Source organism: Nocardioides sp. NPDC057767 (genome assembly GCF_042798275.1).
Lineage (GTDB): Bacteria > Actinomycetota > Actinomycetes > Propionibacteriales > Nocardioidaceae > Nocardioides.
Genome location: NZ_JBHVKJ010000004.1, coordinates 101217 through 116327 on the forward strand (window position 1 = coordinate 101217; position 15111 = coordinate 116327).

14 protein-coding genes are annotated in these 15111 nt (G+C 70.3%); 5 read left to right on the forward strand and 9 right to left on the reverse strand.

Features of this window, described 5'->3' with window-relative positions; translation table 11 throughout:
* Window positions 1–37: 37 nt before the first annotated feature.
* The 3 genes from ACFVDI_RS03735 to holA are packed head-to-tail and all read left to right on the forward strand — an operon-like array spanning window position 38 to window position 4229.
* Window positions 38–931, forward strand: coding sequence for a helix-hairpin-helix domain-containing protein (locus ACFVDI_RS03735; protein ID WP_378900720.1), 894 nt, complete (start codon window positions 38–40; stop codon window positions 929–931).
* The gene (locus ACFVDI_RS03740; protein WP_378900723.1) at window positions 928–3216 is read left to right on the forward strand and encodes a ComEC/Rec2 family competence protein; all 2289 of its coding nucleotides are present in this window, start codon (window positions 928–930) and stop codon (window positions 3214–3216) included. Before ACFVDI_RS03735 ends, ACFVDI_RS03740 begins: the two co-directional genes overlap by 4 nt.
* A gap of 29 nt (window positions 3217–3245) precedes the next feature.
* Window positions 3246–4229 carry a DNA polymerase III subunit delta gene (gene holA / locus ACFVDI_RS03745; RefSeq protein ID WP_378900726.1) on the forward strand — a complete coding sequence of 328 codons (984 nt, stop codon included), beginning with the start codon at window positions 3246–3248 and terminating at the stop codon, window positions 4227–4229.
* A 248-nt stretch (window positions 4230–4477) separates the two neighbouring features.
* On the opposite strand, the gene rpsT is transcribed toward holA, so the two are convergent.
* Entirely contained in the window at window positions 4478–4738 is a 261-nt protein-coding gene (gene rpsT, locus ACFVDI_RS03750) for a 30S ribosomal protein S20 (protein ID WP_378900729.1), read from the reverse strand.
* A gap of 310 nt (window positions 4739–5048) precedes the next feature.
* Here rpsT and ACFVDI_RS03755 point away from each other — a divergent pair, with 310 nt between their 5' ends.
* Window positions 5049–6908: an AMP-dependent synthetase/ligase gene (locus tag ACFVDI_RS03755; protein WP_378900732.1), complete on the forward strand. Its 1860-nt coding sequence runs from the start codon at window positions 5049–5051 to the stop codon at window positions 6906–6908.
* Here the strand turns inward: ACFVDI_RS03755 and ACFVDI_RS03760 are convergent.
* The 8 genes from ACFVDI_RS03760 to ACFVDI_RS03795 all read right to left on the reverse strand — a co-directional run bounded on the left by ACFVDI_RS03760 (window position 6893) and on the right by ACFVDI_RS03795 (window position 14061).
* A complete protein-coding gene (locus ACFVDI_RS03760; protein ID WP_378900735.1) occupies window positions 6893–7837 on the reverse strand; it encodes a hypothetical protein in 945 nt (314 codons plus the stop codon). The two genes, ACFVDI_RS03755 and ACFVDI_RS03760, sit on opposite strands and share 16 nt — an antisense overlap.
* A 44-nt stretch (window positions 7838–7881) precedes the next feature.
* A complete protein-coding gene (locus ACFVDI_RS03765; RefSeq protein WP_378900738.1) occupies window positions 7882–8940 on the reverse strand; it encodes a WD40 repeat domain-containing protein in 1059 nt (352 codons plus the stop codon).
* A 33-nt stretch (window positions 8941–8973) separates the two neighbouring features.
* The gene (locus tag ACFVDI_RS03770; RefSeq protein ID WP_378900741.1) at window positions 8974–9471 is read right to left on the reverse strand and encodes a DUF4919 domain-containing protein; all 498 of its coding nucleotides are present in this window, start codon (window positions 9469–9471) and stop codon (window positions 8974–8976) included.
* The gene (locus ACFVDI_RS03775; RefSeq protein WP_378900744.1) at window positions 9468–10538 is read right to left on the reverse strand and encodes a hypothetical protein; all 1071 of its coding nucleotides are present in this window, start codon (window positions 10536–10538) and stop codon (window positions 9468–9470) included. The genes ACFVDI_RS03770 and ACFVDI_RS03775 overlap by 4 nt, the downstream gene beginning before the upstream one ends.
* Complete coding sequence (locus ACFVDI_RS03780) at window positions 10538–11035, reverse strand: DUF4919 domain-containing protein (RefSeq protein ID WP_378900747.1); 498 nt, start codon at window positions 11033–11035, stop codon at window positions 10538–10540. The genes ACFVDI_RS03775 and ACFVDI_RS03780 overlap by 1 nt, the downstream gene beginning before the upstream one ends.
* A complete protein-coding gene (locus tag ACFVDI_RS03785) occupies window positions 11032–12084 on the reverse strand; it encodes a hypothetical protein (protein ID WP_378900751.1) in 1053 nt (350 codons plus the stop codon). The genes ACFVDI_RS03780 and ACFVDI_RS03785 overlap by 4 nt, the downstream gene beginning before the upstream one ends.
* Window positions 12084–12386, reverse strand: a complete 303-nt coding sequence (locus tag ACFVDI_RS03790) for a hypothetical protein (protein WP_378900754.1) — start codon at window positions 12384–12386, stop codon at window positions 12084–12086. Before ACFVDI_RS03790 ends, ACFVDI_RS03785 begins: the two co-directional genes overlap by 1 nt.
* A 79-nt stretch (window positions 12387–12465) precedes the next feature.
* Window positions 12466–14061 carry an alkaline phosphatase D family protein gene (locus tag ACFVDI_RS03795; RefSeq protein ID WP_378900757.1) on the reverse strand — a complete coding sequence of 532 codons (1596 nt, stop codon included), beginning with the start codon at window positions 14059–14061 and terminating at the stop codon, window positions 12466–12468.
* Window positions 14062–14176: 115 nt separating this feature from the next.
* Here ACFVDI_RS03795 and ACFVDI_RS03800 point away from each other — a divergent pair, with 115 nt between their 5' ends.
* Window positions 14177–15106: a hypothetical protein gene (locus ACFVDI_RS03800; protein WP_378900760.1), complete on the forward strand. Its 930-nt coding sequence runs from the start codon at window positions 14177–14179 to the stop codon at window positions 15104–15106.
* Window positions 15107–15111 lie beyond the last annotated feature (5 nt).

Consider the following 15111-nt stretch of genomic DNA (forward strand, 5'->3'; position numbering starts at 1 on the left):
CTCGGAACCGTCGGCGCGGGCGCATAGTTTCGGCCGCATGCGCACCCGACCGACGACCGATCATGCCGACGCCGTCGCCCGACGGCTGGAGCAGCTGCGTGCCGAGCTCGACCCGCCGGGGGAGGCGGACGAGGGCGAGGACGACTGGCGGCCGCCGTGGTGGGACGGACCGGCTGCCACCGACACCGCGGAGCTCGATCCGTTGGTGCCGGTCCCGGGACGTCACGCGTCTCGGCGCCAGATCATGATGTCGCCCGACGCGATGCTCCCGGAGCCGTTGCGCGGGCGGGTGAGCCTCGGTCCGTGGCATCTGGTCGTGGTCTCGATGGTGCTGGTTGCCGGGTTCGCGGTGGCTTGCTGGTGGATGATCCGCGCCGATCCCGAGATGGTGCCGGCTTCCCGGGCGTCGCCGTCGGCCTCCCCGCTGGTGCCGCTACCGACCGGCTCGGCTGTGCCCGGGAGTGTCGCCGCGGTGCCGTCGGATGGGGCGTCGGCAGGGACGGTGACGGTCGACGTGGAGGGCAAGGTGCCCAAGCCCGGCATCGTCGTGCTGCCGGTCGGCTCCCGGGTGGTGGATGCCGTCGAGGCTGCCGGTGGGGCGTCCCACAAACACCTCGCGGGTCTGAATCTCGCGGCCCTGCTCAGTGACGGGCAGCAGATCGTGGTCGGGGTGCCCGTCGGGGGAGCGGGCGCTGCTGTGCCCGGCTCCGGTGGTCCGGCGGCTGGGGCGCCGCCCGGGGCGGGGGTGAGTCTCAACGCCGCCTCCATGGAGGAGCTGGAGACCCTGCCAGGGGTGGGGCCGGTGACTGCGCAGGCGATCATCGACTGGCGGACCACCAACGGCGCGTTCACCTCGGTCGACGAGCTGCTCGAGGTCGACGGGATCGGACCGAAGACCTTCGACTCCTTGGAACCGCTGGTCACGTTGTGAACGATCTGCGACTGCCACTTCTCGGGGCCGGCGCCTGGGCGGGGGCACTGGCCGGGCCGGTCGCCGTGGCCGGCGGACGATCCGGCACGGTTCTGCTGGCGCTGCTCGCCGCCGTCGTCGGCATCGGCGGGGGATGGGCGATCCGCACGCGCCGCCCGACCGTGCTGGCGCTGGTTCTGATGATCGCCGGGACCGCGATCATCGCCGGCCTGCACGCCGCCCGGGTCAGCGACAACCCGGTCGCGGATCTGGCGGAGCGAAGGGCGCAGGTGCGCGTGGTCGCCACGGTCACCAGCGACCCGAAGGAGGTGGCCGGCCAGCATGCGACCTACCAGCTCCGGCGCGCCAGCGTGCGGGAGATCAAGGGCCGCGGCGTGGTCTACCGGCTGCGTACGCCGGTGGTGCTGCTCGGTGAGGAAGAGTGGGCCGATGTCCCGTTGGGGACGACGGTCTCGACTACCGGACGCCTCGGGAAGAGCGACTCGCACGAGGAGTCCGCGTTGCTCATCGCCGGTCAACCACGGGTCGTCGCCGGGCCGGGGATCTGGTGGCGGGCCTCTGACGCGTTGCGTGGCTCGATCCGAGACGCGGTGGCACATCGGCCGCCCGACCAGGCCGCGCTGGTCCCGGCCCTGGTCGACGGTGACGACACCGGTCTCTCCGACGATCTCGCCGATGACTTCCGCACCTCCGGACTCACCCACCTGCTCGCGGTCTCGGGCACCAACCTGACCCTCGTGGTCGGGTTCCTCCTGATCGTCGCCCGCTGGGCGGGGGTGCGGGGGAGAGGTCTGTACGCCGTCGGCGTGCTCGGCATCCTCGGCTTCGTCGTGCTCGCGCGCACCGAGCCGAGCGTGGTGCGTGCCGCTGCGATGGGAGCGGTCGGGCTTTTGGCGATGACGCACAACGGACGCCGACGAGCGCTGCGCGGACTCGGTGCCGCGGTGATCGGGCTCCTGCTGATCGACCCGGGGCTGGCGACGTCGGTCGGGTTCACCCTCTCGGTGCTGGCCACCGCCGGCATCCTGCTCTTCGGTCCGCCATGGCGTGATGCGCTGCGACGGTGGATGCCGCAGTGGTGTGCGGAGGCGATCTCGGTCCCGGCCGCGGCCCAGCTGGCGTGCACGCCGGTGGTGGCCGCCATCTCCGGCCAGGTCAGCCTGGTCGCGGTGCTCGCCAACCTGCTCGTCGAGCCCGCGGTCGCACCCGCGACGGTGCTCGGCCTGCTGGGAGGTGTGCTCGGACTGGTGTGGGATCCGCTCGGGATGGTCGCGGGCACGGTCGCGACCTGGTGCGTCGCCTGGATCATCGCCGTCGCCCGCTTCGGCGCCGGGCTGCCGAGTGCCGAGGTCGGCTGGGCGACCGGGCCGCTCGCCCTGGCTGTGCTGGTGGTCGTCTGCGCCGCGATCGCTTTCCTGGCGCCACGAATCCTGCGGCATCCGGTCACCGGAGTGGCCGGATGTCTCGTGCTGCTGGCCGTCGCGCTGGTGCGGCTGCCGAGCCCGGGCTGGCCACCGGCGGGGTGGGTCTTGGTGATGTGCGACGTCGGGCAGGGAGACGCGCTGGCGGTGCGTACGGGGCCGGGGAGCGCGGTCGTCGTCGATGCCGGCCCCGACCCGGACCTCGTCGACGACTGCCTCGACCGACTCGAGGTCGTCGACGTCCCGCTCGCGGTGATCACCCACTTCCACGCCGACCACGTCAACGGCGTCGAGGGTGTCTTCGCGGGACGCCGGGTCGGCGAGCTGTGGACCTCGCGCCTGCAGGACCCGCCCGCGGGCGTGCGGGTCCTCGGCGAGACCGCCGGCGCGGCCGGCGTGGTGCCGGTCCCGGCTCCCTACGGAGCCACGGTGACCATCGGTGAGGCGCGGATCCAGGTGCTCTGGCCGATGGCCGACTCTGACACCCGTGGTCCGGGGGACGGCTCCACCGCCAACGACGCGAGCGTCGTCCTCCTCGTCGAGTCCCACGGTCTGCGCCTGTTGCTGACCGGCGACATCGAGCCGGAGGGGCAGGACCAGCTCTCCGACGATCTGGCCGAGCTCGACATCGACGTGCTCAAGGTGCCCCACCACGGCTCGCGCTACCAGGACCTCGACTGGCTGCGTACGCTGCGGGCGCACGTGGCGCTCACCTCGGTCGGTGCCGGCAACGACTACGGTCACCCCGCCACGGCCACGGTCCACGGGCTCGAGGGGAGCGGCACCGAGGTCTACCGCACCGACCGCGACGGCTCGGTCGCGGTCGTCGAGTCGGGAGGGGAGGCCGCCGTGGTGACACGATGAGTGTCGGTGCCGTGTGGGAGGGTTTGACCATGGCACGCACCGCCTCCGCCCCGAGCCCCACCGGAAACCTGTCGGCCGCCGATGTCCTGGGCCGGGTGACGCTGGTGACCGGCAAGGAGGAGTTCCTCGGGGAGCGTACGGTCGCGGCGGCGAAGGCCGCGGTGAAGGGCTATGACGCCGAGGCGGAGGTCTCCGAGGCGACCGCCGCCGATCTGACTCTGGCCACGCTCGGTGAGCTGAGCGCCCCGTCGCTCTTCTCGAGCATCCGCTGCGTCGTGGTGCGCAATCTGGAGAACCTGCCCGACGAGTCTGTTGCAGGTCTGGTGGACTACGCCGGTATGCCGTCGGAGGAGGTCGCGCTCGTCCTGGTCCATGGAGGAGGGCAGAAGGGCAGCGGCACGCTCGCCAAGCTTCGCAAGCTCCCGAAGGTGACCGAGCACAAGTCCGTCGAGCTGAAGGCGCGTGAGTTCGGCAGCTTCGTGAAGGCCGAGATGCGACTCCACGGAGCGACCCTCGACGAGGAGGGTGCCGAGTTCCTGATCCAGGCGGTCGGCCAGGACCTCCGGGCCCTGGCAGCGGCGGCGAGCCAGCTCGCCGGCGACAACGAGGCGAAGCGACTCGGGCTGGAGCACGTGAAGCAATACTTCGGAGGCCGCGCCGAGGTGAAGAACTATGTGATCGCCGACGCGATCATCTCCGGCGACCGGGTCAAGGCTCTCGAGGAGATCCGCTGGGCCCTCGACACCGGCTCCTCCCCGGTGTACGTCCTCTCGGCCGTGGCCGGTCAGCTCCGCACCGTCGCCAACCACGTCGCCGGCATCCGCGACAGCGGCACCCCGCCCTGGAAGCAGAAGTCCGTCGCCGGCCTCGCCCGCGGCTGGTCACGCGAGGCCATCGGCGAGGCGCTCCGCTCGGTCGCCCGAGCCGACGCCGACCTCAAGGGCGCCGCCAGCGACCCTGCGTACACGCTCGAGCGCCTCGTCCTCACCATCGCTGCCCTCCGGCAGCGCTGACCACAACCACGCCGAGACTGCACTTCTGGGGGCCGAAACTGCACTTGTGGCGGACGAGACTCGAGTTTCGTCCGCCACAACTGCCGACTCGGCCGCCACAACTGCCGACTCGGCCGCCACAACTGCCGACTCGGCCGCCACAACTGCCGACTCGGCCGCTACGACTGCCGACTCGGCCGACGCGGGAGACGTCTCGGCAAATGCGAAAGCCCCCGCCACGCAGGACGGGGGCTTCGGGGTGGCTTACCTCAGAGGGAGGCAGCCTTCTTGGCGATCGCCGACTTGCGGTTGGCGGCCTGGTTCTTGTGGATGACGCCCTTGGAGACGGCCTTGTCGAGCTTCTTGGTGGCGACCTTGGCAGTCTCGACCGCAGCGTCCTTCTCGCCGGCCGCGGCGGCGGCGTGGAACTTGCGGATGACGGTCTTGAGCTCGCTCTTGACGGCCTTGTTGCGCTCGTGCGCCTTCTCGTTCTGCTTGTTGCGCTTGATCTGCGACTTGATGTTCGCCATGGGTTAAATGATCTCCAGTGCTTCGACGTGTGGTGGTGCGAGCTCTCAATCCGGCCCCTCGGGGAAAGTGAGAGGGGAGAGGCCTACGCGAACACGCTTGCGGTCAAGATTACAGACACGCGTCGTGTGGCCTCAAATCGCCGTACCCTCCGTTGCTACTCGGGGGTAGGATGTGGTGATCTCGGTCACGAGATTTCCGAGCGGGGCCCCTGTTGCGACGCGACTCGAGCGTCTAAGGTCCCCCGCGCGGCGCCTCTCGTGCACACCGCCCATTGCCACCCCCACGCAAATACTGCAGGCCAGGAGAATCATGCCGACCCAGTCCGCGATCGATCTTGCATTTCTCGACGAGATGCCGGCGAACTTCGCCCTTCATTTCCTCAACCGCGTCAAGGCGACCCCTGACGCGGAGGCGTTCCGCTATCCCGTGGTCGGCTCGACGACCGAGGCAGGCGGGGAGGAGTGGAAGTCGCTGACCTGGAAGGAGGCCAGCGACCAGGCCAGCCGCCTCGCCGCGGGCCTCGTGTCGCTCGGTCTCGAGCTCGAGCAGCGGGTCGGCATCGCCTCGACCACCCGTTACGAGTGGATCATCGCCGACCTCGCGGTGATGCTCGCCGGCGGCGCCACCACGACGGTCTACCCGACGACCAACGTCGACGACACCGCCTACATCCTCGGCGACGCCGAGTGCCGCTTCGTCTTCGCCGAGGACGACAGCCAGCTCGCCAAGATCGCCGAGCGTGCCGCCGACCTGCCCGAGATCGTCAAGGTCATCACCTTCGACGGCGAGACCGACGGCGACCGGGTCATCGGCCTGGACGACCTGGCGGCCATCGGTGACAAGTACCTCGCCGACCACCCGGACGTGATCGAGGAGACCGCAGCCAAGATCACCCCGGACCACCTGGCCACCCTGGTCTACACCTCCGGCACCACCGGCCGCCCGAAGGGCGTCCGCCTGCTCCACCGCGCTTGGGTCTACGAGGGCGAGGCCATCCGGGTCCAGGGCGGCGTCCTCGGTCCCGACGACCTGCAGTTCCTGTGGCTGCCGATGTCGCACGTCTTCGGCAAGGTGCTGCTCTCGATCCAGATCGCCTGCGGCTTCCCGACCGCGATCGACGGCCGGATGGACAAGATCGTCGACAACCTGGCGATCGTGAAGCCGACCTTCATGGGCGCCGCCCCGCGCATCTTCGAGAAGGTCCACGCCAAGATCACGATGATGGTCGAGAACGACGGCGGCGTGAAGAAGAAGCTCTTCGACGCGGCCTTCGCCAACGGCATCGCGCGCGACCGACTGCTGCGCGAGGGCAAGTCCGTGCCGGCCGGCATGGCGCTCAAGCACGCCGTGCTCGACAAGCTCGTGCTCAGCAAGGTCCGTGACCGCTTCGGTGGCCGCGTACGTTTCTTCATCTCCGGCTCCGCGCCGCTCAACCGCGACATCGCCGAGTGGTTCCGGGCCGCGGGGATCCTCATCATGGAGGGCTACGGCTCGACCGAGAACGCCGCGGGTGCGTCCGTCGGCACCCTGCAGGAGAACAAGCTCGGCACGGTCGGCAAGGCGTTCCCTGGCAGCGAGGTGAAGATCGGCGAGAACGACGAGCTGCTCATCCGCGGCCCGCACGTGATGCCGGGCTACCACAACCTGCCCGAGGAGACCGCCAAGGCGCTCGACGCCGAGGGCTGGTACCACACCGGTGACAAGGCCTCGATCGATGAGGAGGGCTACATCACCATCACCGGCCGGATCAAGGAGCTGTTCAAGACCTCGGGCGGGAAGTACGTCGCACCGCCGGCGATCGAGTCGAAGTTCGCCGCGCTGTGCCCCTACACCAGCCAGTTCCTCGTCTTCGGTGCCAACCGCAACTTCGTCAGCGCGCTGATCGCCCTCGACCCCGAGTCGATCACCGCCTGGGGTGCCGCCAACGGGCTGGAGGGGAAGACCTACGAGGAGATCGTCACCTCGCCGCAGGTGCGTGAGCTGATCGGCGGCTACGTCGATGAGCTCAACGCCGGCCTCAACCGCTGGGAGACCATCAAGAAGTGGGAGATCCTCGAGCACGACCTGACCGTCGAGCGCGGTGAGCTGACCCCGTCGCTCAAGGTGAAGCGCAACGTCGTCGAGGAGCGGGAGAAGGAGCGCATCGACGCGTTCTACGCCGGCTCCTGACCCCACCCCCGGCGCTCGCTCAGCCAGTCCAGACACACCTCGCCCTGCCACCGCTGCATCCTGCGGAGGTGGGGCGAGGTCGTCTTCACCGGCTGGTCGGCGGCCGCCAGGAAGTAGCCGGCGAAGAGCGCGAGGACCGAGTCGATGGCCTCCGGTTCCGCCTTGGACAGCAAGGGATGCGCGGCCAGGAACGACTCGGCGTCGAGGCCGTCGCCGCGCGGTCCGACCAGCAGCAGGAGCGAGTCGATCCAGTCGGCGCCGAGCACCGGCCAGGTCCAGTCGACCAGCAGCACACCACCGTCGGGGCGGATCAGGATGGTGTCGTCGCGTACGTCCAGGTGGACCAGCGTCTCGCCGGCGGTGTGCGCGGCGAAGCCTGCCGCGAGCGAGGCCGCGCGGTCGGCGTGCGGGTAGCCGGCGACCCGGTCCCACAAGCCCGGGTAGGCGGCGTGCTCCTCAGCGAACGTCGGCCAGCCGATGCCCGGAGCCGGGGTGAGCGCGGCGGCGGTCTCCACCAGCGCCCCCGACACGACCTCCAGGTCCGAGGACGTCCACGGCCGCGACGGCAGCCGCGACTCGACGTACTCGAAGGCCAGGACCACCCACTCACCGTCGTCGAACCATCTCAGCTTCGGGCTCGGCACCCAGCCGGCGAGCTTCTTCAGCTTCGCCGCCTCCTCGCGGTGGAGCGCCGCGGAGTCACGCTGTGCTTTCGCGGAGGCGGCCTTCACGAAGTGCTGGGAGCCGTCTTGGCAGGTCAGTACCGAGGCGAACCCCGGGGTGAAGCCCGCCCCGTGCGACTCCGCCGAGACCACCGGACCACCACCGAGCCGCTTCTCGATCGATGACCGCAGGAACGGAGGAAGGTGGGTCCACTCCAGCCGGCGGGCGGTCTGTCCGTGCGGGATGTTCGTCGGGATCGCGCTCACCCCGACATCCTGGTGTACGCCGACCAGGATGCGCCAGCGGCGCGCTACTCGGGCATCGGCGGCTGGTCGAACGTCCCCGCGGGCTTCCCGGTGGCGACGTCCCAGGCGGCGATGCCTTCCTCGGCCGAGGCGGTGTAGAGGGTCTTCCCGTCGGGACTGAAGATCACGCTCGAGGTCATCGCCGGTGCCTGTGCGACCTCGCGGGCCCCGCCCGAGCCGCCCAGAGCGACTGGTGCCCACAGCATCAGTCGGACGTCGCCGGGGTCGGCGGTGGCGGCCAGCGAGCGGGAGTCGGGCGAGAACGCGATGGCCGTGGCCGACTGACCCGGAAGCGACTCGACGGCCTCGAACGTCCTGGCGTCCCAGATCGTGGGGTAGCCCTCGGTGGTGACCCCGGCGATCCAGCGCCCGTCGGGGCTCCAGACCGGGGCGGCACCGCGCGCGGCCGCGAGGGTGTCCACCTCGTCGCCCGAGTCGGCCTCGAGGATCGAGACGCCCTCGCCGGAGGCGACCGCCACCAGCGTGCCGTCCGGGTTGAACGAGATCGACCCGATCCCGTTCTCGAGGTCGGCGCTCGCCACCTCCTCGCCGTCCTCGACCGACCAGACGACCAGGTCGCCCTCGAGCCCGGCACCGGCCACGAGCTCGCCGTCGGGGCTGAACGCGATCTCGCCGACCGGGCTCGCGTCGGTGACCTTCGGGTTCGGCAGGCCCACGAGCCGCTGGACCTCCTCGTCGCTGTCCACCTCGACCAGTGCGATGTCCGAGCAGCCGATCTTCCGCGCCACCAGCGTGAGATCGGGGCTGATGGCGCCGTAGCCGGTCTCGGAGATCGGTTCGTACGCACCGCCGCCGGCGTTCCAACGACAGGTGCCGTCGGTGCAGCTGGCCACGACGTACGTCCCGTCGGCGCCGGCCGTCAGCGAGTCGGCCACCAGCCGCGAGGGCACCACCCCGACGGCCAGGCTGATCGAGTCACCGGCCGTCCCCAGTGCCGAGATGTCGCAGCCGTCCCGGTCGGGGTCGCTTGCGCACCCGGCCAGGAGCGCGGCGGCGAGCCCGCCGACGAGCGGGATACTGAGGGCGTACGTTCGGGGTTTCATCGGTCCTTCCCGAGGATGTCAGGCGAGCGTCTGTCAGGCGAACGAGGACACGTCGAAGTAGGCGACGGTGCCGTCGGTGCAGGTGAGGCGGTCGAGTCGACGGCCGCCGGTCTCGACGAGGTCCTGGCGGTCGCGGACCTTGTCGAGGGCTCGGAGCATGTCGTATTCGTCGTTGATACGCAGCACCGACCACGGATGTTGCTCGCTGCCGTCGCCGGTGGAGCGGATGCTGCGCAGCGCCGCCCGGGCGATCTGCCGCTCCCGCGCAGCGGCCCGCTCCTCGCCGGAGCCCGCCAGCGCGGTCGCCATCCGCAGATGTGCCGAGGGGCTGAAGATCGCCCCCGGCATGACCCGCTGCAGCGCGGTCGTCGCCTCGGCGTAGGCGCCGTCGGCGAGCAGCCGGTCGACGTCGTCGAGGTCGAGGTCGGGGGTGAAGCCGGCGGCGCCGCGCACGGCACGCCGAAGCGGCCCGAGGGTCTCGGGGCCGGGGGCGTCGAGGTAGGCGGTGACCAGGTCGGCGTACGTCGTCATCGCGACTCCTCCAGCAGCCGGTTGAACTCCTCCTCGGTGAGGTTGTTCAGGTAGTCGCGGCCGGAGTTGCGGGCGTCGACCTCGACCGGCTGGTTGTAGTACTCGTCGAACGTGGCGCCGTTGTCGGTGCTCTTGTAGTCGTCGAAGTTGTCCTCCCACTCCTCGGCCTGCTGCTCGGTGATCCCGTCGGCCTTGTGCTCGTCGAAGGGGTCGTCCTCCCACCAGAACTGCCAGTCGTTCATGTCGTCGATGGCCTCGTGCTGGCGACCGTGGCGGACCTCGTGGGCGACGGTGTTGATCAGCTGGCCGGGATCGTCGAGCACGTTGGGGTTGAGCGCCATCGTGGGCTCTTCGTCGCTCCAGTAGCCGTAGGTGATGCTGCCGTCGTCCCAGGTGTCGTTGCCCAGATCCGACCAGTCGATGGTGGGCATGTCGACGCCGCTCTCCTCGGCGATCTTCCTGGTCATCTCCTCGAGGACGGCCTTGCGCTCCTCGATCGTGAGCGTCTCCCACTTCTCCGCGATCGCCGGGTCGATGTTGCCGTACTCGTCGCCCTCCTCGTCGATCCCGGTCGGCAGGCCGCGGGCGAGGATCGCGTCGACACCGACCGCCTTGGCCAGCGCCTTCTCGATCTCGTCGGCGAGCTCCTCGGCGATGTTCTGGCGGCTGTTGCCCCACTCCTCGGCCTCGAACCGGCTCTTGAAGGTCGGTGGGGTGGCGGTGCTGGTCACCGAGCCGTCGTCGCCGACGGTGAACTCGTTCGTCTTGGCCCGGTCCAGGATCCCCTGCACGAGACGCTCGATCACCTCGACCTCGCCCTCGGCGGTGTAGAGGGCCTTCTGCATCTCCTGCTTGCCGGTGATGTGGCTGGTGAGATCCTTGACGAGGCTGTCGCGGTGGCCACGAGCGGCGTCGGCGGCGGTGCCGGTCCAGGACTTGGGTACGCCGTTGGCCTCGAGCTCGTCGCGGCTGGTCTCCAGCTTGCGGAGGTCTGCCTTGAGCCCGTCGCCGGCGTCGCCCAGGGGCGCCGCCTTCCAGGTCTTGACCTGGCCGAACGTGATCGCCATCAGACGAGCGCGGTCGCGTCGAAGTGGGCGAGGGTCCCGTCGGTGCAGGTATGGCGGTCGATCCGCCGTCCGTCGGCCTCCACGAGATCCTGGCGCCCGGGCACCTTGCCGAGGGCGCGGAGCAGGTCGTACTCGTCGTTGATCCGCAGCACCGTCCAGGGGTGCTCCGCGCTACCGTCGCCGCTCGCCCGGATGCTCCGCAGGGCGGCGCTGGCCACCTGCCGCTCGCGGGCGGCGGAGCGTTCCTCGCCGGAGCGCTCCAGCGCGGTCGCCAGGCGCAGATGGGCCGAGGGGCTGAAGATCGCCCCGGGCATCAGAGCGCGCAGCGCGGTCGCCGCCTCGGCGTAGGCGCCGTCGGCGAGCAGCCTGTCGATCGGGGCCAGGTCGAGATCGACGGTGAAGTTGGCGGAGTTGCGGACCGCGCGGCGCAGGGGCGCCAGCGTCTCGGGGCCGGGGTCGTGGAGGTAGGCGGTGACCAGATCGGCGTACGTCGTCATTTCGACTCCTTCAGGAGGCGGTCGAGCTCAGCGGGCGTCAGGTTGTCGAGATATTCGCGGCCGGACTTGCGCGCATCGGCCTCGACGGGCTGGTTGTAGTAGGCATCGAAGTCCTGGTCGGAGGGCTTGTAGTCGTCGAAGTTGTCCTCCCACTCCTCGGCCTGCTCCTCGGTGATGCCGTCCTCCTCATGCATGGCGAAGGGGTCGTCCTCCCACCAGAACTGGAAGTCGTTGTTGTCCCTGATCGCCTCGTGCTGGCGCGCGTGGCGCAGCTCGTGGGCCACGGTGTGCAGGATGTCGGGGTTGTCGAGGTTGTTCGGGTTGAGGCGTACGGTGCGCTCACCCTCGCTCCAGGAGCCGTTGGTGCTGCCGAGCGAGCCGTCCCAGATGATGTCGTCGACCTCGAGCCCGTACTCGTCGGCCAGCTCCTTGATCTTCTGGTCGATGATCGCCCGCTTCTCGTCATCGGTGAGCTGGGCCCACCGCTCGGCGGTCTCGGGGGAAGCCATCCCGCGCTGGTCGCGGGTCTGGTCGAGACCTTGGTCGGTGCCGGTCGGGATGCCGTCGATGAGGAGCTGGTCCACGCCGGCTGCCTTGGCGAGGGCGTCGGTGATGTCGTCGGCGAGCTCCTGGGCGATGTTCTGGCGGCTGTTGCCCCACTCCTCGGCCTCGAACCGGCTCTTGAAGGTGGGCGGCGTGGCGGTGCTGGTCACCGAGCCGTCGTCGCCGACGGTGAACTCGTTCGTCTTGGCCCGGTCCAGGATCCCCTGCACGAGACGCTCGATGGCCTCGACCTCGGGCTCGGCGGCGTAGAGCGCCTTCTGCATCTGCTGCTTGCCGGTGATGTGGGTGCTCAGCTGGGCCACGATCGTGTCACGGTGGCCGCGCGCCGCGTCGGCGGCGGTGCCGGTCCAGGACTTGGGTACGCCGTTGGCCTCGAGCTCGTCGCGGCTGGTCTCCAGCTTGCGGAGGTCTGCCTTGAGCCCGTCGCCGGCGTCGCCCAGGGGCGCCGCCTTCCAGGTCTTGACCTGGCCGAACGTGATCGCCATCAGTTCGGGCCCATGACCTTTCCGCCCTTCTCACCGGCGGCCTTGTCGGCGGCCTCGAACTCGTTGAGCGCCTTCTGCATCTCGACGGCGAGCTTCTGGGAGCTGTCCGCCGCGGCCTTGGTCTCGTCGGTCCAGCGGGTGCCGAGCTCGGACATGTAGCCGACCGACTCCGCCCCGGGAACCGCTGCGCCAGCCTTGCTCAGATAGCCGGCGGAGTCGGCTTTGCGTACGGCGCTCTCGGCGTCGGTGGCGATGCCGATGGATGTCTTCATGTCCTTGGGGACGACATGAATTTCGCTCATGGTCTGCTGGTCCTCCTGGGCCCGAACGGGAGACGGCCAGGGCGTGTCTTCACAACAGACACGCCCTGGCCCGCAGACACTAACGGAAACTCGGGTCCAGCGTCTTCGTAAAAAGAGCACCGCCGTCGACGTCGCGGAGGGTGACGGTGAGCTGCTGCGTACGTCCGTCGATCTCGACCTCGCCGAAGAACTGGAAGCCGTCGGCGGGTGAGGTGTTGGCGGCCGGGGGAGCGGCCACGAACTCGGCGGCCGGACCGAAGGTCGGATCCAGCTTGTTGGGGCCGAAGGCGCCGGCGTTGAGCGGGCCGGAGACGAACTCCCAGAACGGGTCGAAGTCCTGGTAGGCGGCACGGTCGGGGTGGTAGGAGTGCGCGGCCGTGTAGTGGACGTCGGCGGTCAGCCAGACGTGGTTGCGGATGCCGAGGCGCTTGAGCCCGGTGAGCACCTTCGCGATGTCGAGCTCGCGCCCCAGCGGGGCACCGCCGTCGCCCTGGGAGATGCCCTCCTGCAGCGGGCCGTCGGGGACGACCAGGCCGATCGGCAGGTCGGCGGCGATGACCTTCCAGGTGGCGCGGGAGGCGGCCAGCTCGCGCAGCAGCCATGCGGTCTGGCGCTCGCCGAGCACGCCACCGTCGGCGGTCGGCTCCGCGTTGGTCGTGTTGGCGTCCTTGTGGGTGCGCATGTCGAGGACGAAGAGGTCCATCAGCGGGCCGTAGGAGAGCTTGCGGTAGATCCGGCCGTCCGGGTCGGGGGAGGCGTCGCCGACCGGGATGTACTCGTGGAAGGCCTGCTTCGCGCGGGCCGCCAGCACGTCCACGCGACGCTCGGTGTAGCGGCCGTCGTCGGGGAGGATCTCGCCCGGGTACCAGTTGTTGGTGACCTCGTGGTCGTCCCACTGCGCCACGATCGGCGTCCGGGCGAGGAAGGCGCGCCAGTTGTCGGCCAGCAGGTTGTAGGCGTACTGACCGCGGAACTCGGCCAGCGTCTCGGCGACCTTCTGCTTCTCCTCGGTGACGATGTTGTTCCAGACCCGCCCGTCGGGGAGGGTCACGGTCGAGGTGAGCGGGCCGTCGGCGTAGACGTTGTCGCCCGAGCTCAGGAAGAAGTCGGCCTCGCGCGCCGCCATCGCCGGGGCGATCCGGAAGCCGCCGAAGTCGGGGTTGGCTCCCCAGCCCTGGCCGGCGATGTCGCCGGACCACAGGAACCGGATGTCCTGGCGCTTGCTCGGTGCCGTACGCAGCCGGCCGATCTCCCAGGCGCTGCCGCGCCGCGGGTCGTCGGGGTCGACGGCGCGGACCCGGTAGAAGTAGTCGCGCCCCGCCTCCAGGCCGTCGACCTTCAGTTCGCCGGTGAAGTCGCTCTTCGCGGTCACCACGGGACCGCCGACCGGGCGCGCCCGGCGGAACGACTCGTCGGTCGAGATCTCCGCGACCAGGCGCGAGGTCTTGTCCGCGCGGCTCCACAGCACCCCGCCCCGGGCACCGACGTCGCCCGACTGGACGCCGTGGGTGAGGTTCGGGCGGTTGCCGCGTACGAAATTGGCGGCGCCGAAGGCGGGTGCGGAGGTGGGGACGGCGCGGGCGGCGTGCGCGGCTGCGGCGGTCGTGGGGACGACGAGTCCGGCACCGGCGGCGGCACCGAGGCCGAGGACGGAGCGGCGGTTGAGTGGGGTCATGAGCCAAACCTGCCGATGCCCGCGGAACTGCCGGTGAGTTCCGCGGGTCATGTCGGTGAACACGTACGCCCATCAGGGGTGCCTCGTTGGGATACGGCTGGCATCATCTGCGGTGATGTGGGCATGGAAGAAGACGTACGCTGCCGCGCTGCTGCTCCTGGTGGCGCCGGCGTTGTTCGGCTGCGCCGCCGAGCCGCGGGCCGAGGCGGAGTCGGCTTCGCCATCGGCCCCCGCGGAGCCTGAGACCGAGACGCCGGCCAGCCCGGCGCCGCGCGCGCCGGAGTCGCTCGACATCCCGTCCGTCGCACCCGCTCAGGACCGCGGGATCGTCGAGGGCGGTGATCTGAGCTGGCCGCAGTGTCCCGAGGGGATGGGCATCAAGGAGCGCCGGACGCTGGGCCTGCCGATGCCGCTCGAGTCGGCGGAGTACGTGATCATCGGGCTCACCAACGGCCCGGCGTTCACCCCCAACCCGTGCCTGGCCTCGCAGGCCGAGTGGGCCAAGACGAACAAGGTGATGACCTCGGCCTACGCGGTCGTCTCCTATCCCACCGCCGACACCCTCCGCGAGCGGGGCGAGGAGGGCCCTGGTGACCCGGAGACGAAGATCGGCCGGCTGACGAACGTGGGCTACCAGCAGGCTCGGTGGAACCTCGACCAGATGAAGCGTGCCGGGCTGGAGTCTCCCTCGGTGTGGCTCGACGTCGAGCCGGTCGCGGTGTGGGAGTGGTCCGATGACGTCGCGGCCAACCAGGCCGTCGTCCAGGGTGCCGTGGCCGGCTACCGAGACGCCGGGAAGCGGGTCGGGGTCTACTCGATCGAGGGGCTGTGGACACCGATCGTCGGAGACCTCCAGCTGCAGCTGCCCGAATGGCGCCCGGCGGGCGAGACGTCGCGGGCCGCGGCGCTCGAGCGCTGCGACGGCGAGTGGATGTTCCAGGGTGGTGCCGCGGTGATGGTGCAGTGGCTCGAGGACGGTCGCGACCGCAACGTGACCTGCCCGGGCGAGTCGGTGCAGCTGCCGCTTTGGTTCCATCAGCACTGAGCGTG